The following is an 18,946-nucleotide window of genomic DNA, read 5'->3' as shown; positions in this document are numbered from 1 at the left end:
TTTACTTTTTATTATATTAAAAGAATATTTCATGAAACCTATTCCGCCTTTTTTCGTATATATATTTGTCTTAAATGATTAAAGGAGAGATGGACTTTGTTTTTTACACCATGGACGATACTAATTCTACTGGCTTTCGGATTAAGCCTATGGGCGCAATTTAGGGTGAAAGGGACTTTTAAAAAATATATGAATGTTCCCGCGTCATCTGGATTGACCGGTGCTGAGGCGGCAAGGCAGATGCTTGATGAACATGGCCTGCATCATATACGGATAGAATGTGTGCAAGGAACGTTAACTGACCATTACGATCCGATATCGAAGGTAGTTCGATTGTCGGAGCCTGTTTATTTTGGGAATTCTGTGGCATCCCAGTCTGTCGCCTGCCATGAAATTGGACATGCGATTCAGGACAAAGTGCACTACCCGATGCTTGTCGCTAGGCACAAATTGTTTCCGGTCGTGAATTTTTCATCGGGAATAGCCCCTTTATTGTTGCTGGGTGGGTTCTTTTTTAAACTATCTGGGTTAATGCTGTTGGGAATTATTGCGTTTAGTGCGGCTGTTGCTTTTCAGGTAATTACTCTTCCCGTTGAATTTAACGCTAGCAAACGGGCTAAGGATTTCATGATTAAGTTGGGCTTCATAAAAAACAATGAAGAAAGATCGGCAGGTAAGGTTTTGAATGCCGCGGCTTTAACGTATGTGGCTGCGACGCTCGTATCTGTCTTGCAACTAGCCGAATATCTTTGGTTGTTTACGAACAGCAATGAAGAGAATTAATGCAATTAGTAAAGGGAACCTTCAAAAGCAGAAGGTTCCCTTTACCTTTCTCATTAACAGGAAGATTCCTTTTTACATACGGAAGCCGACTTAAGGAGAGTCCCATTCAGTACCTTTAGTTGACATGTGAAAAATCTGATGCTATTATTATCTCGAATTAAAGATATTCAACTTAAAGGAATTTCAATACGTTGCATTCTTTTGCAGGTACAACTTCAATAGGAAATACTCTCTCCTCCCTTTTTTTAAAAAAATAGTCTTGAGTCCAAGAGTGTTTAATTAAAAATAATGAGGGAAGAGTTTTTTATAACAATTCAGAACAAAATAGACATACCTAACAAGGAGTGAAAAAAATGGGCAAAAAAACAATGGGAATCCATCATATAACAGCTATTGTAGGCCATCCTCAGGAAAACGTTGATTTCTATGCAGGAGTGCTCGGACTGCGACTGGTGAAGCAAACCGTCAATTTTGATGATCCTGGAACGTATCACCTTTATTTTGGCAACGCTGGTGGGCAGCCTGGAACCATTATCACCTTCTTCCCGTGGGCAGGAGCATATAAAGGAAGAATCGGTGATGGCCAGGTTGGGGTAACTTCGTATGCGGTCCCATCGGGGGCTATGGAATTTTGGGAGAAGAGGCTTGAAAAGTTTAAAATTTCTTTTTCGAAAACAGAGCGTTTCGGTGAGAAGTATCTGCAATTCGAGGACACCCATGGCTTACGTCTGGAGATTGTCGAGAGAGAAGAAGGGGAACTAAATCACTGGACTTTCGGAGATGTTACTCCGGAAGTGGCCATTAAGGGGTTTGGAGGGGCAACTCTCTTTTCCGCCCAGCCTGATAAAACGGCAGACTTGCTGGAAAAGGTTATGGGCCTTGAATTCATTGGCAGTGAAGGTGACTTCCTTCGGTTCCGTTCTTCAGCAGACATCGGAAATGTGATTGATTTGAAAGCCATTCCGACTGGGCGAGGCCAAATGGGCGTAGGAACAGTTCACCATATTGCTTGGAGGGCAATCGATGATGAGGACCAATTGGATTGGCAATCATACGTGGCCGCAAATGGATATGGAGTAACGCCTGTACAGGACAGGAATTATTTCAATGCCATCTATTTCAGGGAACATGGTGAGATCCTTTTTGAAATTGCGACAGACCCTCCCGGATTTGCCCATGATGAATCACAAGAGACAATGGGCGCAAAATTGATGCTTCCTTCGCGGTATGAGCAGTTAAGGGAGCGAATTGAGCGGAAGTTGCTGCCGTTTGAAGTCAGGAACCTAGACTGATTAAAGGAAAAAGGATGATACGATTGCTTTCTATAGATCCGTCCAAGAATACCGAAAGAGAAAATTACAAGTTCCTAATTGGGAGTATCATACCCAGGCCGATTGCTTTCGTTACCACATTATCAAAAGACGCCGTTTTGAACGGTGCACCTTTCAGTTACTTTAACATTGTATCTTCCAATCCTCCGATGATCTCCCTTTCGATTCAAAGGAGAGACGGAAGACAAAAGGATACTGCAAGGAACATCATCCATTCCAAGGAATTTGTTGTCCATATTGTTGATGAGCAAAATGTTGAAAAAATAAATAAAACAGCGGCAAGCCTTCCTCCTGATCAAAGCGAGATCGAGATGGCAAATTTAACCCCGGTTAATAGTGTGAAAGTTTCAGTTCCTGGGGTTAAGGAAGCCAAGATTAGGATGGAATGTAGATTGGAACAGAACTTGGAGCTGGGTGATGAAGATTCAATCGGATGCGATATGATCATAGGGAGAGTGGTTCAATTCCATATTGAACCTGACATTTATGAAAATGGGCGAATAGATCCCAATGGCTTGGCTGCCGTCAGTCGGTTGGCAGGAACAAATTACGCGAAAATAGGTGAAATCTTTTCAATTGAGCGGCCTGAATAGGTTTCCTCTACAAGCTCTGGATCGGAACTTGCCAAGTCCGGCCTTCCTAAGAAGGAAAGAAATGAAAGAAAACGATGCATCTTGTGCACGTTCATGTTTTGGAGGGAGAAAAATGAAACATATATTTAACAAGGGAAAGGATTTAACAAGACCGACTTTGCTTTTGCTTCATGGCACAGGAGGAAATGAATTGGACCTGCTTCCGCTTGCGGGAAGAATAGATGATGAGGCTTCTGTTTTGAGTGTCCGCGGCAATGTACTGGAAAATGGAATGCCGCGCTTCTTCAGGAGATTGGCGGAAGGTGTCTTCGATGAAGAGGATCTTGTTTACCGAACCCGGGAATTAAATGAATTTCTTGATGAGGCGGCCAAAAACTATGGATTTGACCGTGACAACATTGTTGCCATAGGTTACTCGAATGGAGCAAATATAGCTGCAAGTTTATTATTCCATTACCAAAATGCACTGAAGGGGGCAATCCTGCATCATCCAATGGTACCGCTGCGGGGCTTGGAACTTCCTGATTTGTTAGGAACATCAGTGTTTATCGCCGCGGGAACAAACGATCCAATCTGTTCACCAACCGAATCGGCTGAACTCCAGTCTTTATTGGAAAAAGCGGGTGCAGAAGTTGAGATTCATTGGGAAAATCGTGGGCATCAACTGACTATATCAGAAGTCGAAGCGGCTGCAGAGTGGTTTCGAAAAGTTTTGGAATGAAAAGAAATAATTAGGGTAATATACTAAAGGGTGATATGAGTATGGGATTTTTATCCAGATTATTTGGGAGATCCAAAAGTAAGGAGGAAGAAAAAATGTCAAATGTCAAACTAGCAGTCATTTTTTACAGTATGGGTGGCACGAACTTCCAACTTGCTAAGTGGGCCGAGGAAGGCGCAAGAGAAGCAGGTGCAGAGGTAAAGGTATTTAAAGTACAGGAATTGGCTCCTGAATCCGTCGTACAGGGAAATGAAGTGTGGAAACGGACGACAGAAGCAACAAAGGATGTTCCCGTTGTCACCTCTGAAGATCTTGAATGGGCCGATGCGATCATCTTCAGCGTTCCTACAAGATTTGGGAATATGCCTTCCCAAATGAAGCAGTTCCTTGATACTCAGGGAGGATTATGGGCAACTGGAAAAACAGTTAACAAAGTTGTCAGTGCCATGACTTCTGCCCAGAATCCACATGGAGGCCAGGAAGCGACAATTCTTTCCCTCTATACGTCAATGATGCACTGGGGAGCAATTATCGCGCCACCAGGCTACACGGATCCTGTATTATTTGGCGCAGGAGGCAATCCGTACGGGACAAGTGTCACAGTCGGTGAAGATGGGAAAATGAAAGATGCTTCCCAGGCAGAACCGGCAGTTAAGCACCAAGCAAAACGTACTGTCCAAGTCGCTGAGTGGGTTAAAAAAGGAAATCAATAATGGAGTATGGGAGCTAATCAAATGATATTTGATTAGCTCTTTTACTATATGGGAGGCGGAGCTTTTGAATGAAAAAAAGGCTGTTGGAGAAAAAGCAGTAGAATTTTTAAAGGAAGATATCGTAGTTGGATTAGGAACAGGCTCCACAGTTTATTACACCCTACAATTGCTTGGAAAACTTGTTCAACAGGGTTATTCCATTAAAGGAATTCCAACATCAAGCCAAACGGCAAAAATAGCAACCGAATTAAATATCCCTCTAACATCATTCAATGAGATAGATGAAATTGATATTGCTATTGATGGGGCTGATGAAGTCAGCAGCAGCTTAGAATTAATAAAAGGCGGCGGTGGTGCATTATTACGTGAAAAAATAGTAGCCAAAGCTGCAAAGAAATTAATCATTGTAGCAGACTCCAGTAAATTGGTTGACTGGCTTGGCTCTTTTCCATTGCCAGTCGAAATCGTCCCTTTTGGGGTGGAAGCGACCAAAAGGCATATACAAAAGCTTGGGATCAATCCTGAAATAAGAATGGTTGATGGGACCCCTTTTATTACAGATAATGGGAACTATATCCTCGATTGTGCATGCCCTAAAATATTGGCCCCACATGAAATGGAGCATGACTTGAATATGATTCCAGGCGTAGTGGATAATGGCCTTTTTATAGGGATGGCTGACATGGTCATAACCATGGATAGAAACAAGGAAGTAATAATCATGGAGAGGGAGAAACAAGTAACAAACACTATTCATCAATGAGAATTCCAACATCCAGGAGGTTACGTTATATATAGAAAGTTAGGGAGTGAAAGGAAAAAGGTACCTATATACCTAGGTACCAAAATGAATTACTTAATTGCAGCACTTTTCACTTGATTGGCTCTCGCAGCAGAGCGCAATTCTAGTTTGATGTTCTTCAACCTCTTTAATTTCCACAGAACAGCAATCCGCTTCGGTATTCTGTCCAAGGAATTTTTTAATGAAGTCCAGCATTTCAGTTCACCTCCTTTCATTAATCGAAAATTTTTGATTAAAAAACCATCTTAAACAAAGAAGAATACGAAGCCTGACACCGTGCTCATCGTAATGACAGAAAGTACAAACGCGATGACCAGCTGTTTGCGGAAGATGGATTTTAATAGGACCACCTCCGGAAGGCTTGCACCAGCGGAAGAAATCATGAGCGCCATAACCGGGCCAAGAGCCATACCTTTTGCAATCAGGATCTGGGAGATTGGAATCATGCTTGAAAGTCGAATATATAAAGGAATCCCGATGATAGCCGCGATAGGGATTAGCCACCATTGGTCGTGTCCGAACCATTCAGCGATAAAGTGTGTGGGAACTAATCCATGAATGGCCGCACCGATAAAGGCTCCAAACAGTAAATAAGGATAGACATTTTTCATGAGGGAAAGAGTTTCACTAACCGCATACCTCCAGTTGAATTTACGGTTTGGCTGCTCATATCCCTTCATCACAACATTTTTTACATGGCGTTCAAACCCGAGTTTATCGAGTGAAAAGCCGATGACGATTGATAACATGGAAGTAATTAACGTATAGAGAGCAGTTACTTTCCAGCCCATTACGACTCCCATGATAGTCAGGATGGTCGGATCCAGGACCGGCGAGGCGAATAGGAAGACCATTGTAATTGAAAATGGAATTTTGTTCTTTAGCATGTTGACGACAACCGGAATGGTAGAGCAAGAGCAGAATGGTGTGATAAAAGCAAAAACGATGGCGATGATGCTTGCAAGAAATCTATTGCCACCGGTCAGCTTCCGTTCAATTTTTTCATACGGTATATATCCTTGAAGCAGGCTGATGGCAAAACTGATAATAATAAAAAGGAAGGTCAGTTCGGCCGCGATTCCAAGGAAACTTTTTAAAAAGTCCATCATAACTTATCCTCCTATGCCTCGCACAAATGAGGGCAATCGTTCACCTTCGTTTTCTTTTTGAAAAAACTAAAAACGTTTCTTTCTTCCTTAGGATAGGAGTGTTTCCAAGCATCCTTTGCGTTCTCTTCAATTTCCCGTTGCTTCACTTCGATAATCAGTTCAATATCGAACATTGTCATTGCTTTTTCCCCCTTAATCAAATAAAGTTGATTTATTAATCAAAAAAAATTGATTTATGGTAAACCCTGAAGGCCTAACAGGAAGTAGGCCTGAATAGGCAGCATAACTCGGGTGACAGTAAATGTTTGATTTCCTTCTCGTTAATCGCGTAATAGCTCCAGGTGCCCTTTGTTTCCTTTGAAATCAACTTGGCGTCAAGCAGGATTTTCAAGTGGTACGACAGCTTTGATTGCTGCATGTCGATCATGTCGGCTAAATCGCAAACACAGATGGAATCTTGCTGGCAAAGAAGGTTTAAGATCTGAAGCCGTTTTTGGTCAGCGAGTGCTTTGAATTTTTGCTCGTATGTCCCAAAAGTATTCAGCAGGGAAACATCCGTCAGTGGGATTGTCTTTTCCATTCGGTATCTTCCTTTCATCAAAATTTATTGATTAATTGTATTATAGTTCCAGTATATCCGAATTGCAACACTAAAAATCAATTTTTTTTGATTTAAAAGAACTTTTTTATTGTCTATAAAAACACAGCGAATTTCACACGGCTGAGCCCTCCTGAAACTAAGCTTTTATGGGATAAAAAAAGAGCTTCTCCCCACAAAGCCGAAATAAGCAAGTGCCAAACAAACTTTGCCGGCTGGAGGGAAAGCTCCCTATACCTAAAGTGGTTCCACATGGACATGGACATCGTATACGCCATGCTCTTCCATCATAATTTTCTCAACGAGGGTTGCGATATCATGTGCTTCCTTGATTCCGAGTGTTGGATTTACAAGAATCACACAATCAATGACCTCGTTATTGCCGTAATATCGTCCTTTGATTTCTTTTATGCCTTTCACATCTTTAACGTTTAAAATAATTTCCTTGTAGAGATCAAGCTTTTTTTCATCAAAACCATCCGATAGTTCATGTGAGGCTTGTTTAAAAATATCCCAGGCTGTTTTACAAATTAAAAACCCTACAACTATGGCTGTTACTGTGTCTAACCAAGGCATGTTCAGTTGCGAGCCGAAAATACCGATGGCAGTACCAATACTGACCCAGGCATCCGATAGGTTATCTTTCGCCGCTGCCGAAACGGAACTGCTATTAATTTTTATCGCAAGTTTATTATTGTACCGATATACAAAATACATAGCGATCGCGGAAACAAGGGCGACATAAGCGGCGATAATATCAGGGGACTCTTTCCCGCTATGAAACATGGAAGTGAATCCATCAATTAGCACTTGAATTCCCACAGCAGCCATAATGAACGAAGCTACCATTGAAGCAATGGTTTCGCTTTTCCAGTGGCCATATTTGTGATTTTCATCTGCAGGCTTTTGTGAAATTTTCAGTCCGATCAGTACAGCGACAGAGGCTATAATATCGGTTGTATTATTTAACCCGTCCGCTTTTAGGGCTGCAGACTCGCTCATATACCCAATGATTAGCTTTGAACAGGAGAGTACGAGGTAGGCCACTATGCTTATGATGGCCCCGCGTTCCCCAAGTTTTAAATCCTTGTACTTTTGCTCTTCCACTGAACCCACCGCCTCTTGAAAAACTCCTCCATAACCATAACATTCAGTAACCGTGTGGGTCTAGGGCAAGAGTTTTGTGTGTTTTTAACTAAATAAGGCATGGTAAAGAAAGTTAACCAGGATAAAAAGTACGGGCAACTCGTGGAGAGACAATCAAAGCCTGATATGACAGCAGTCTTTGCACTAGGGCTTATGGGACCTTAAATCATTGGCTCTGAAAAATGAAAAAAGCCAGCACGAAATAGTTGGCTTAAATATTTTTTACATCTGTTGTTCGGCCATTTTCTTTGCATTCAGCCGTTCCTACAAAATATGAATCATATAAGTATAACATCTGCTCAACTAGGTTGAACGAGGTGAAAAGTAGCCGGGAGAGAAAGGCCAGCTTGCTTAAATTAGGGGAAAACGAAAAGCGCGGGAGAAACCGTGCTTTTCGTTTTGATTTACTTTCTTTGTCTTACCCGTTTCAGAATGCTCTCCACAAACAGGCGGCAACGGGGGAGGTCAGTGTCCTGGGGGGCCAATTCAACCTTCAATGTCGCTGCAAGTGTTGTTTGAACGAACAGCATGTCCCTGAAAGCATCCACCGCCCCGCAAAAATGCGGGTAGAAGCTGTCTCCGGTCCCGGCAATCCCAGTAATAACGTGTTTTGTATCCGATTGTTCAAAGGCTTCATAAATCGGATGCATACTCGATGGGACTTCCCCATTTCCCCATGTGTAGGTTGCGATTGCGATTGCATCAAAGTCCTTCAGTATTTCGCATGGAAAAAGGCTTGCTTCAAATAGAGAAGGGGATATGCCGTATTGTTGAAAAACGAATTTAATATTTTCCGCTAAAACTCTCGTATTGCCGGTTACTGAAGTGTAAACAATTGCAATCTCCATTTCATAATTCGTCAAAGCCATTTGATTGGGTAACCTTCGTATACGTCCGTGATTTTTGTTCGAAAAAATCGGATTTCGTCTCATTGATCATTTCATCACTGAAAACTTGGATCCATGGCATCGGGTTATCCCGGTCGTCATAAAGGTTTTTCAGACCTAGCTGCCGTAGCCGCTTATTGGCCAAATACTCGACGTATCCTTTGAATTCAGCCAAGTTAATCCCATCAATCTCTTTCAGGATTTCGGCTGCCCATTCATTTTCCAAATCCACTGCTTTGCCGATTGCCTCGTAAATATATTGGATATTCTTTTCTGTATTTAGGCTTGGATTTTCGGCGAGGAGGATTCGGATGAATTGGGATATAAAATAGGCGTGCTGCATTTCATCGCGTTGTATATAGCTGATCATGGTGCTCGTCTTCAGCATTTTTTGCTGGCGGGCGAGATTATAGAAAAATGCAAATCCCGCATAAAAATAAATCCCCTCCAAAATAATTGAATTGACCCCTAACTCAAATAGATGCTGTGGCGAAGGTGTTTGACGAAATTTTTCATAGGCATCCAAAATCAGCTTGTTCCTTTTTTGCACGATAGGGTCAGCCTTTGCTTCATTGAATCTCTTATTCTGCTCACTTAAAGGGACCAAGGAGCTTAACACATACGAATACGATTCGTTATGGACGGCTTCCTGCTGTGAAATGACCGCAAAAATCGCTTTAAAGCTGGAATCCGTAACATAATCCATCACTTGGCTCATTGTCGGTGTTTGCAGGCTGTCAAGGGAGGCAAGCTGAGTGTTGACCCGCAGGAAAATATCTTTTTCAACAGCGCTTAAAGAATCCCATTGCTTGATGTCGTCCTGCATATTGATCTCCTGTGCTTTCCAGAAGTTGGACAGCAGAGTCTGGTATAGGTCATACATTTGCGGATAGGCAATATCATTCCAGTTGAGCAGTCCCGATGACTGGCCGTTAATGATTCCTGTTGAGCGATTGGGCTCATCGTGGTTTAATAGGTTGCTTTTTTTCAATGGGGCATATGTTTCCATGATTGTTCTCCTTTCATTGAAATAAAAGAAATGTATAAAATGTGTCTAGCTCCACAAGGAACGCTTCGGCAGCATAACATCGCACGAAGGAAAAGCGTTCTTCTTTTCCGAGGAACGCCCAACGCCTAGTGTACTTCGGTCCCCTCGCTACGATAAGTCAACATCGATTCGCTTTCGCTCATCGTGTTTCCTTTATCTCCATCGGGGCCTTCCAGTCCATACGGCGCTAAACGGGCGCTTACGCTTTTCTGCTTAACTGTGGCATGCTTCACATTCCTGGATTTCCTCCTGGGACGTGCTCCGTACATAATAGGTGGTCTTTAGGCCTAGTTTCCATGCCTCCAAATGAAGGTTCAACAGATCTTTTGCTTTAATGTCGTGCCTTACATAGAGATTGAAGCTGATCGACTGGTCAATATGGCGCTGCCGTTTTGCATTTTGGCGGATGCTCCAGGTTTGGTCGAGTTCATGCCGCGCACGCCGGTAAAAATTATAGGTGATATGGTTCAGATCGGGAGCTGTTACCTTGAATTTGAAATTCTTCTTTTCCTCTGCGTATTCAACTGAATAGAGAGGATCGATACCATCCGTCGAGCCGCCGATTTTGGCGGTTGAAGAGTTTGGCGCAACGGCCATTAGCCAGCCATTCCTGATTCCATTTTTCCGGACATCTTCTTTAAGTTTGGCCCAGCGGCTGGATGAATAGCTCCGCCGCTCGAAGTATCTTCCTGTTTCCCATTCAGATCCAGGGAATTTGCTGTAAGGGCCCTTTTCCTTTGCAAGCTCCATGGAGGCGCGAATCGCATAGTAGGCTACATCTTCATAAAGCTTATCTGCATAGGTAACAGCGTCCTCACTTTCCCACTGGATTCCCCTGAGGGCGAGGAGGTGGTGCCACCCGAATGTTCCAAGCCCAACCGCCCTGAATTTTTTGTTCGTCTGCTGGGCCTGGCCAACAGGAATAGTATTTAAATCGATTGCATTATCAAGCATTCTTACTTGAATTGAAATCAGCCTATTTAGAACTTCTGCCGGAACGGCTTTTGATAGATTGATGGATGATAGGTTGCAGACGACAAAATCACCTGGCCTGCGGACAATCACGATGTCTCCATCTTCGTTCAAGTATTCTTTTACAATCGTGGTAGGGGACATATTCTGTGCAATTTCCGTGCATAAATTGCTGCAATAAATAGCAGTCCTGCCTTCCCCGGAAAGGTGCTTGTTCGGATTTTGCCTGTTCACTTCATCCCTGTAAAACATATAGGGGGTGCCTGTTTCAAGCTGTGCAACCATAATCCTTGCCATAATATCCATCGCCCGGTACGTTTTCCGCGGCAAAAGCGGATTGTTAACAGCTTCGTAGTATTTTTCCGTGAACAGTCTCCTTTCCTTTTCATCGTAAAAGTCTTCAAGGCCAAGAGGATGCCCTTCCCCGTCGCGCCAGCCCATAAGCTGCTTCACCTGGTGAGGGCAGAAGGTGTGCCAATCGCCAATGCTTCTCCCGTTTTCATCAGTCTCCAGCAGTTTTTCCATGAAAAGGTCCGGGATGGCGACGCCGGTAAAGATATCGTGGGCCTTTCGTCTTTCATCGCCGTTGTTCGTTTTTAAATCGAGGAATCCATTCATAATGTCCTTATGGAAAATATCAAGGTAAATGGCGATGGCGCCTTGCCTTTGACCAAGCTGGTCGACGCTGACGGCAGTATCGTTGATTAGCCTTATCCACGGCACTACCCCGGAAGACATCCCTTTGAAGCCTTTAATATCGGAACCAAGGGCACGTACCTTTCCAAAATAAATGCCGATTCCGCCGCCATCCTTGCTAAGGCGGGCGATATCCCAATTGTTCAAATAGATGCCATCAAGCGAGTCCTCAACCGTATCGATAAAACAGGATGAAAGTTGGCCGTAGCTTTTCCCTGCATTGGAGAGGGTAGGGGTAGCAACAGTCAAATATAAATTGCTCATCGCCCAATAGGCCTCTTTGACAAGTCCGAGCCTTTTCGCTTTGTCTTCTTGCATCATCAGCGTCATGGCAATGACCATAAAACGTTCTTGCGGGAGCTCAAATAGATTGCGCGCATAGTCTCTGGCCAGATAACGATCCGCAAACAAAAACAATCCTATGTAGGTGAAAAGCTTGTCTCTTGCAGGCTCTATCTCCCGTGATAACTCATCAATCTCTTCTTTTGAATAAGTGGACAAAAGAGACGGCGAATATATGTTCATGTCGGTGAGTTTCGTTATCAGGCTGTAAAAGCTACCGTATTTCAATTGGCTGGCATAGCCACGGGTTTCAGCAGCTTCCCTGTACAATTGCTCCAGGTAAATCCGGGCCGCCACAAATGTCCAGTCGGGCTGGTCGATGGCGATATTGTTCAATGCGTAATACAAAGCCTGCTGTCCAGCTTCTACTTCTGAAGCCTCCAATTCAATCAACTTGTCTTTTATCTGCGAACAGTCCAAACCATACTCTTTAGCAGTTTCTTCAAGAGCCTGCAAGATGCTTGAATAATTAGCCTGTAGTTGTTTTCCCATAATCATCCCTCCAAAATTAAAATAAAAAATCCGCTCATGAACTGAGCGGATGAAACGATCACATCAAAAGGAGGGAAGTGATACTAGAGCAATAACCTGCCTTCTGATTGCCATCGTTTCATCTTCCCAATCCCCGAGGAAGTGAAACAGCTTAAGAGAGGACAGGTCTCCTGACTCATGCGTCATTCTACTCTGGACCCTTCCCTTACAGGCACCTTGTTAAAGCACGTTGTAAAGTGGTTTGTCCATTTCGTCTGCATTTACAGTTGCGGGGGCAGCTCCGGATTCTCACCGGATTCCCTATTAAGCCTAACGGCATCCAATCTCAAGGCAATACTATATATAGTTATACTATTTTTCTTTTTATCAATATATTGAGTATGTTCTCTATGGTATCTGAATCACTTCTAGTTGGCAAGCAAAAACATTTTCATTTTTAATAAAACATTTTAATCCAGTGCCCGAACTGCTTTTTGCCCTTGATGAATTATGTCCTTTTTTTGAAAAGAGCAGTCCATAGCCCATTTACGCCAAAAACCCCTTCATGCTCATTCGCTTGTTTCATTTTCCTCAATTCAACAGCCTCAAAGTCACGAAAAACATACCTAATTTTTTCTTCTGTAAATCCGAGGCCTCCTTGCAGCGTCCGGAGCTTGTATACCTCGAGGTCTGAAAGGGAAGAACCGCCAAGTTCCCCGCCTTCGACAAAGCAGGTAAGGCCAAAGTGCCCTCCCGGCTTCAATGCATTTGCAACCAGCTCAAGGTATCCCATCCTCCGATGCGGGGGAATGTGATGAAAACACCCGGAATCATAAACGAAATCATAGCTCCCATTTATTAAGTTAAATTCAAAAATATTGCCAAGGATGAAACTGACATCGATTTTATGGTGCCTGGCCCTTTCCATTCCCCAATCCAAAGCTTCACGAGACGAATCAATCGCATCTACTTGGCACCCCATTTGGGCCAGGAAAAAAGCGTTACGTCCAGAACCGCAGCCAAGTTCAAGTGCAGTCCCGGGAGTTAAAAGCCCTTTTTTAAAATAGCCTACAAGATTTTCATCAGGAAGGTTCCTGAAAAAGGGGACGTTCCGATCTCGATTAACATAAAACTCGTCCCAATTGAACTTGGATTCCTCTCTTAACAGCTCATCAAGCATGAATAGAAGTTCCTCGTTGCTTGAAATTATTGTTACCATCAACATCACCTCTTTCCGAATCGTATACTATTCCATTCTACCGTTGTCACCATTAATAACCATTACAGACATATTAAGGAAGTATTAAAAATTCTGATCTACCTAAGCGGATGGGGAGTATAAATAAACCTTTTAGTGTATGTATTGGCTCGAATTTAAAGGTTTAAGATCATTCTTATGTAATTGTCCTTTGAATAAAAAGGCCTGCTCAGGAATGCTGGAAGCTGTGCTATATTAGGTGGCCAATTTTATAATTTACAATAATTCATTACAAATATTACAAATATGACAAACGGTTCTGGAGCTGTTTGTGGTCAGTAGGAGGTGCAACTATCTTTAATAGGTAAATGTACTTGGATGATAGGAGTTGATTTTACGAGAAATAGTTCAATCGTTTAGTACAAGGCTATTTGCAGTAACGTATACATACAGTACATCCTGATAAAAGAACTAAACAAGGAGGGGAAAGCTTTAAACGAAAAAAAGGATTAACCTCTAAAAAAGAGAGGATTGCATAGATAATGGGCACTGAAGTGTTCGTAACGATTACATTTTTTATATTGACAATGCTTTTTATTTTCTGGAGGCCTAAAGGATTAAATGAAGCAATTCCTTCAACAATCGGGGCACTCGCAGTAGTCATTTGGGGAAACATCACTCTGGCAAACTTAATAGATATTAGCTCGAAGGTGAGTGGTGCGGCCATTACTATCATCTCAACAATTGTGATGGTGCTTGTACTAGAAAGTGTTGGTTTCTTTAAATGGTCGATTGCGGTCCTTTCAAATCTTGCACGGGGAAATGGCAGGAGATTGTTTTGGCTGACGAATCTATTTTGCTTCCTGATGACGATTTTCTTCAATAATGATGGAAGTATTCTTATCACCACCCCAATTTTAATTCTTCTATTAAAAAAGCTTAAACTGAAAAGGCGCCAGAAAATCCCCTACCTTTTAAGCGGAGCCTTAATTGCAACCGCTTCAAGTGCACCCATAGGAGTAAGCAATATCGTCAACCTTATTGCCTTAAAAATAATAGGGATGGATCTTTATCTTCATACGCTCCTCATGTTTACTCCGGGAATACTTGGGTTACTATTTTTATCTACGCTGCTTTATCTCGTATTCAGAAATGATATTCCCCGTAAAATAGCGCATATTACGCTGACAAGTGATTTTAAAGAACACAACTATCATCCGCTTCAGGATAATCATTTAGCACCCGAACATAAAAAGCAAAAGAAAATCATGATTGGAATTTTGATGTTTGTCTTTTTGATAAGATTGGGCCTCTTTGTCGCTTCCTATGTTGGTATTCCAATGGAAATAATCGCAGTCCTTGGCTCGGTACTTCTTTTGGGGTGGAGATGGATTTACCTTAAGGTGCCCCCAACGGATATGGCTGCAAAGACGCCATGGCATATTTTAGTCTTTGCATACACAATGTATATCTTGATTTATGGTCTCCATAATATTGGGCTGACGGATATCCTAATCGTCCATCTCCATGAATTGGTTAATGAAAGCCTATTCCATGCTAGTTTAGTAATGGGTGGTACCCTTTCAATTATTTCAAACATATTCAATAATCATCCAGCGTTGATGATTGGTACATTGGCGCTTACAAATATGGGGTTGGATCCAATCACCGTAAAGACTGTTTATCTAGCAAATATCATCGGAAGTGATATAGGAGCGTTATTCCTTCCAATCGGAACGCTGGCAACATTAATGTGGATGCATATCCTGAAAAAAGGAAAGGTTGCGATTAGCTGGGGAGAATATATTCGTGTCACGATCAGGGTTATTCCTGCAACCGTTCTGTTTACCTTGGTGATTTTATATCTGTGGATTGAGTTTATATTTAATGGAAAGTCACTCTAAAGAAAGGCGAATGGGAACATCACCACGGCTAAATGGTCTTTGCCTTGTTGCTGTTCCTTTGAACGCCTTAAAACCTGCCCTCCACACGTAGGACAGGTTTAAGGTGCATCTCATAAACATTATGGCCAGTGTATCATTTTAATATGAGGTACTTTCCAGTAGATAGTTTCGCCACTTGCAATATTCAGCTCGGCTATATTCTCATGTATCAGTTTTAGCAGTCCGATTTTTTTGGGATGGTCCCCAAGATCGAATACAACTAATTTTCCTTCAAGTTTTTTTAGCTGCTCCTCAAATGAGCGCTGCAATGGAATGCTGACTGGCTTTACGGGCAATTCCTCGTTTGGAAGCGTATAAGGAGTGGAATTGGTTTGATAAGGTGTAAGCCATTTTAAATGATTTAACGAGATTAGCATCGTTTTGTAAATAGGAGAGTAGAAGACAAAATAATCATTTAGCACGCTAAGGATATATCCATGAATGGATTTGTTCCCCGTTACAAAAATCTCAACGAATTTGCCTTTGGCATTGGTAAGGGTCTTACGATAAGAAACTGATTTTGTTTCTTCAAAGATAGGCATTTCAGGAGGTTCACCCTCAAATTCAAGTTCAATCTGATCATCAGGCCGCAAATTATGAATATGTGAAAAAGGAATGTATAAATAATCCTTTCCATTAAATAGAACGATAATATCCTGGCCTATATCGATAAGAATCCCCTGAAATAACGTCTTGCCAGAAATCTCGATTTCTATCTTTTGCCCTTTTAAGGCTAAAACATTTTTCACTTTTGATACCCCTTTTCAGCAAAGAGAGGGCAGTTGGCAGGCTCTCTAAATATTACACTGCATGGGTCCATTAGGCATTTTAAAAAGTTGCCCCAGGCATTCTGCTTGAATAGGAGAATGCCTGGGCTTTATGGACAGGTTTTATCTGGGCTTCCAAATATAATCAATTGTTTTTATTACTTTTTCGAAGCGATGATCCATGGAACTGCTTGAAGAGCTACTTGAAGTTCTTCCGGAAGTTTTCCTGCCTGAACTTTTATGTTTTTTTTGTTCGCTTTGAATTGACATGGATTCATCGGAGGATTCGGATTCTTCGTTTTTTTCATTGGACGATTTTTGGTTGGACTGTTTTGCTTTTTTATAGGAGCCTTTTGGGCCGCAGCTTATATTTTTAATATGGAAGGGATTGATTCTTAAAACCTCATCATTATTGACAATTGTATAATGGCCGCCTATTCCCTGGACGAGTACTCCTTCAATCGCTTGAGGGCCGCCCCTGTTAATTGACACCCATTTATGGCTCATCTTTCCGAATAAATCATGGAAATCATCAGCTTCAATAAATTCTGGTATGAGGAATTCCTGCCCGCCATTTTCCTCATTTTGTTTGTAGTTCGATTCGCTGATGCTCTTAATGTGGTGGATATTGTAATATACAACCCCATCATCCTCAGTCAATAAGGCGATATAGGATCCCGAAACTGCCAAAACCATGCCGCTCTTAGATTCCGGGCCTCCAAGGTTAATTTGCGCTTGCTTTTTGATAAAATGTTTCATTAATGCGTTGAAGCTTCCAGCACTATGAAACTCACAAGTATCAGAGTCATCCTCATCAAAACGGGGCATGGAATTGGACTTGGTATTTTCGCTGATACTTTGGAGGTGTTCGGTACGGTAATAAACAATGGAGGATTTGCTCTTATCCTTTTCTTTGTCCTTGTCCTTATCCTTATCTTTATTCTCATCCTGGGCGTGGAGGCATATATAGTCTGATTGAACATCCATTAATCTTCCCTTTTTACTTTCAGGACCGCCTTTATATACTTGCACCTCCTGGCCAACTAGAGATTTAAGAAAGGAATGGTAGGAATCCAGGGGAGATGAGGCCGAAGCTTGTTTATTTTTTTTTCTTTCCATTTAATTCATTTCCTCCTTGTCATTTATCCATAGGGGATAGATATACTCCATATATACGTAACCTAGTCTTGTAATGCATGAAGAATTGGCCTATTTAATAAAACTTTGCCTCTGACTATTCAAGGTCATGTAAATGAGTTTTTAGGTAGTTTTGCCTGTCCTTTAGAAACTGGAGGATAAAATCGGGCTCCTTGTCAAAAATTTCAATCTGATCACGTACATAGGGATCTTGGTTCAAAAAGGGTCGGATGGAAGAGTGAAGGGCTAGGATTTGGGGTTCGATTGATTCTTTTGTAAAATTTTCATCTAATATCTTCCGCATTATATTAGCATATTGCTTTCTGAATTTATCGATGTCCAACAGCCTTGCGGTCAAAGTATTAAAACCTTCAATACGAAGATAGTCATATCTCATCTCCTCACCATTAATATCCCGTCCCCATGTAGCATCATAATCCCAAGGGAGAATTTCAAAAAGGCCGGTCCTTTCATTGCGATAAAGCGCATAATTGTGGACAAATCCATCAAAATTTTGTGTGCATACTACACCTGCCAACCATTTAAAGTATTGTTCAATATTCAAGTGTTTTGGAATAATCGTTTCAAACTCCAGTTTTCCAGTTGTATTTAAAAGGTAGATAAATTCAGCCAGTACAAGAGCATCGCTTTTCAATCCTGTTTTTCTTTCATAACCCGCATAAAGGTCCGCTTTTGCTTCATTATCGATTGGGCTAATTAATGAAAAATTGGCATCATCATTTATTGCATAGAATATTGGGCCTTGGGGAAGTCCTCGTTTTTTTAAAAAGTTGTGGTCGACCGATTCCAGTTGAAGGTACACTCCCTCTGTTTTTCCATTGATGGAAAGAAGGACATGCTTGGACGAAGGGGAAAGGCAGCCAATGCTTGAAAAAAAATCGAGGGAAAGTTTATTGCGAATCAATGAAGGATCCTTATATTCAGCGTTTAAATGGAGTTCATTGATTCCCTTGAAATTGAAAAGTGAAATATGATAGGACTTCTTAGAAAACTCCCTAATATGTGAACCTCTATAGGATAGGTCAATTTCAACTCGTTTTTTATTGATCCTTAAGGACGCAGGTACGGGTTCATCGTTCCAGACATCTGACTTTAGTTCCTTCAGATCAATAGGGTTAATAAAAATTTCAAATTTAGGTAAATTCATCGCTAGCCCTCCTTTTGCATTCCCTAAATCGTATGTCCTCAATCAAAAAGAAGTTCTTTAGACAAAAGTATATTTTTATAAAAACAGTTATGTTTGTCTATACATGCCAAGTTCTAAAACGTACATTGTAATACAGGATGAAGGAGGAAATGCACTTCTTCTACTGATAATTGATTGGAGGGTTAGTTATGCAAAAGTTAGCAGGAAGAGATATCCAGCAGGCTGTTAAGGATATTACATCCCACGGCATGGAGGGTTTTTTACATCAGGAACCCGTAGCTAATAAAAGGTCACGGACAGGCCGTCACCATAAGTCGGGCCGCTCTCACGGACCAGGCCGTCACCATAAAAAGCACCGCCGCCGCACGACAGGCCGCCGCCGCACGACAGGTCGCCGCCGCACAACAGGTCGCCGCTGTACGACAGGCCGCCGCCGCACAACAGGCCGCCACCGTACGACAGGCCGCCGCCGCACAACAGGTCGCCGCCGTACGACAGGTCGCCGCCGTACGACAGGTCGC

General features: G+C 42.1%; 20 protein-coding genes and 1 riboswitch. Of the genes, 8 read left to right on the top strand and 12 right to left on the bottom strand.

Annotated elements, in window-relative coordinates; genetic code table 11:
• Positions 1 to 96: 96 nt before the first annotated feature.
• The 6 genes from RB160_RS21155 to rpiA all read left to right on the top strand — a co-directional run bounded on the left by RB160_RS21155 (position 97) and on the right by rpiA (position 4,904).
• Positions 97 to 783, top strand: a complete 687-nt coding sequence (locus RB160_RS21155; protein ID WP_316572433.1) for a zinc metallopeptidase — start codon at positions 97 to 99, stop codon at positions 781 to 783.
• 353 nt (positions 784 to 1,136) lie between these two features.
• A complete protein-coding gene (locus RB160_RS21150; RefSeq protein WP_316572432.1) occupies positions 1,137 to 2,075 on the top strand; it encodes a ring-cleaving dioxygenase in 939 nt (312 codons plus the stop codon).
• A gap of 23 nt (positions 2,076 to 2,098) precedes the next feature.
• Positions 2,099 to 2,707: a flavin reductase family protein gene (locus RB160_RS21145; RefSeq protein WP_316572431.1), complete on the top strand. Its 609-nt coding sequence runs from the start codon at positions 2,099 to 2,101 to the stop codon at positions 2,705 to 2,707.
• Between the two features lie 112 nt (positions 2,708 to 2,819).
• Positions 2,820 to 3,428, top strand: coding sequence for an alpha/beta hydrolase (locus tag RB160_RS21140; RefSeq protein WP_316572430.1), 609 nt, complete (start codon positions 2,820 to 2,822; stop codon positions 3,426 to 3,428).
• Positions 3,429 to 3,523: 95 nt separating this feature from the next.
• The gene (gene wrbA / locus RB160_RS21135; RefSeq protein ID WP_316572429.1) at positions 3,524 to 4,141 is read left to right on the top strand and encodes an NAD(P)H:quinone oxidoreductase; all 618 of its coding nucleotides are present in this window, start codon (positions 3,524 to 3,526) and stop codon (positions 4,139 to 4,141) included.
• A gap of 64 nt (positions 4,142 to 4,205) precedes the next feature.
• Complete coding sequence (gene rpiA, locus RB160_RS21130; protein WP_316572428.1) at positions 4,206 to 4,904, top strand: ribose-5-phosphate isomerase RpiA; 699 nt, start codon at positions 4,206 to 4,208, stop codon at positions 4,902 to 4,904.
• Positions 4,905 to 4,997: 93 nt separating this feature from the next.
• Here rpiA and RB160_RS21125 read toward each other — a convergent pair whose 3' ends face one another.
• The 9 genes from RB160_RS21125 to RB160_RS21085 all read right to left on the bottom strand — a co-directional run bounded on the left by RB160_RS21125 (position 4,998) and on the right by RB160_RS21085 (position 13,431).
• Positions 4,998 to 5,138: a hypothetical protein gene (locus RB160_RS21125; protein ID WP_316572427.1), complete on the bottom strand. Its 141-nt coding sequence runs from the start codon at positions 5,136 to 5,138 to the stop codon at positions 4,998 to 5,000.
• 50 nt (positions 5,139 to 5,188) lie between these two features.
• Positions 5,189 to 6,049 carry a permease gene (locus RB160_RS21120; RefSeq protein ID WP_316572507.1) on the bottom strand — a complete coding sequence of 287 codons (861 nt, stop codon included), beginning with the start codon at positions 6,047 to 6,049 and terminating at the stop codon, positions 5,189 to 5,191.
• A gap of 14 nt (positions 6,050 to 6,063) precedes the next feature.
• A complete protein-coding gene (locus tag RB160_RS21115) occupies positions 6,064 to 6,231 on the bottom strand; it encodes a hypothetical protein (RefSeq protein WP_316572426.1) in 168 nt (55 codons plus the stop codon).
• A gap of 74 nt (positions 6,232 to 6,305) precedes the next feature.
• Entirely contained in the window at positions 6,306 to 6,632 is a 327-nt protein-coding gene (locus RB160_RS21110) for an ArsR/SmtB family transcription factor (RefSeq protein ID WP_316572425.1), read from the bottom strand.
• Positions 6,633 to 6,887: 255 nt separating this feature from the next.
• Positions 6,888 to 7,757, bottom strand: a complete 870-nt coding sequence (locus RB160_RS21105; RefSeq protein ID WP_316572424.1) for a cation diffusion facilitator family transporter — start codon at positions 7,755 to 7,757, stop codon at positions 6,888 to 6,890.
• A 443-nt stretch (positions 7,758 to 8,200) separates the two neighbouring features.
• Positions 8,201 to 8,665, bottom strand: a complete 465-nt coding sequence (locus tag RB160_RS21100; RefSeq protein ID WP_316572423.1) for a flavodoxin domain-containing protein — start codon at positions 8,663 to 8,665, stop codon at positions 8,201 to 8,203.
• Entirely contained in the window at positions 8,646 to 9,692 is a 1,047-nt protein-coding gene (locus RB160_RS21095; RefSeq protein ID WP_316572422.1) for a ribonucleotide-diphosphate reductase subunit beta, read from the bottom strand. Before RB160_RS21095 ends, RB160_RS21100 begins: the two co-directional genes overlap by 20 nt.
• A gap of 252 nt (positions 9,693 to 9,944) precedes the next feature.
• Positions 9,945 to 12,233 carry a ribonucleoside-diphosphate reductase subunit alpha gene (locus RB160_RS21090; RefSeq protein ID WP_316572421.1) on the bottom strand — a complete coding sequence of 763 codons (2,289 nt, stop codon included), beginning with the start codon at positions 12,231 to 12,233 and terminating at the stop codon, positions 9,945 to 9,947.
• Between the two features lie 143 nt (positions 12,234 to 12,376).
• A riboswitch (cobalamin riboswitch) is annotated at positions 12,377 to 12,571 on the bottom strand.
• Positions 12,572 to 12,720: 149 nt separating this feature from the next.
• On the bottom strand, positions 12,721 to 13,431 hold the full coding sequence (locus RB160_RS21085; RefSeq protein ID WP_316572420.1) for a class I SAM-dependent methyltransferase: 711 nt from the start codon (positions 13,429 to 13,431) through the stop codon (positions 12,721 to 12,723).
• 521 nt (positions 13,432 to 13,952) lie between these two features.
• Between RB160_RS21085 and RB160_RS21080 the strand changes: the two genes are divergently transcribed.
• On the top strand, positions 13,953 to 15,314 hold the full coding sequence (locus RB160_RS21080) for an arsenic transporter (protein WP_316572419.1): 1,362 nt from the start codon (positions 13,953 to 13,955) through the stop codon (positions 15,312 to 15,314).
• A gap of 119 nt (positions 15,315 to 15,433) precedes the next feature.
• On the opposite strand, the gene RB160_RS21075 is transcribed toward RB160_RS21080, so the two are convergent.
• The 3 genes from RB160_RS21075 to RB160_RS21065 all read right to left on the bottom strand — a co-directional run bounded on the left by RB160_RS21075 (position 15,434) and on the right by RB160_RS21065 (position 18,425).
• Positions 15,434 to 16,102, bottom strand: coding sequence for a DUF2642 domain-containing protein (locus RB160_RS21075; protein ID WP_316572418.1), 669 nt, complete (start codon positions 16,100 to 16,102; stop codon positions 15,434 to 15,436).
• 141 nt (positions 16,103 to 16,243) lie between these two features.
• Positions 16,244 to 17,239: a spore coat protein gene (locus RB160_RS21070; protein ID WP_316572417.1), complete on the bottom strand. Its 996-nt coding sequence runs from the start codon at positions 17,237 to 17,239 to the stop codon at positions 16,244 to 16,246.
• A gap of 115 nt (positions 17,240 to 17,354) precedes the next feature.
• Positions 17,355 to 18,425, bottom strand: a complete 1,071-nt coding sequence (locus tag RB160_RS21065) for a CotH kinase family protein (RefSeq protein ID WP_316572416.1) — start codon at positions 18,423 to 18,425, stop codon at positions 17,355 to 17,357.
• 188 nt (positions 18,426 to 18,613) lie between these two features.
• On the opposite strand from RB160_RS21065, the gene RB160_RS21060 reads away from it, so the two are divergent.
• A partial coding sequence (locus RB160_RS21060) for a hypothetical protein (RefSeq protein ID WP_396954757.1) occupies positions 18,614 to 18,946 on the top strand: 333 nt, incomplete at its 3' end.

The organism is Neobacillus sp. YIM B06451, from assembly GCF_032667185.1.
Classification (GTDB): domain Bacteria; phylum Bacillota; class Bacilli; order Bacillales; family Cytobacillaceae; genus Bacillus_D.
Note: the sequence above shows the minus strand (reverse complement) of the source record. Positions and strands in the feature narration are given on the sequence as shown.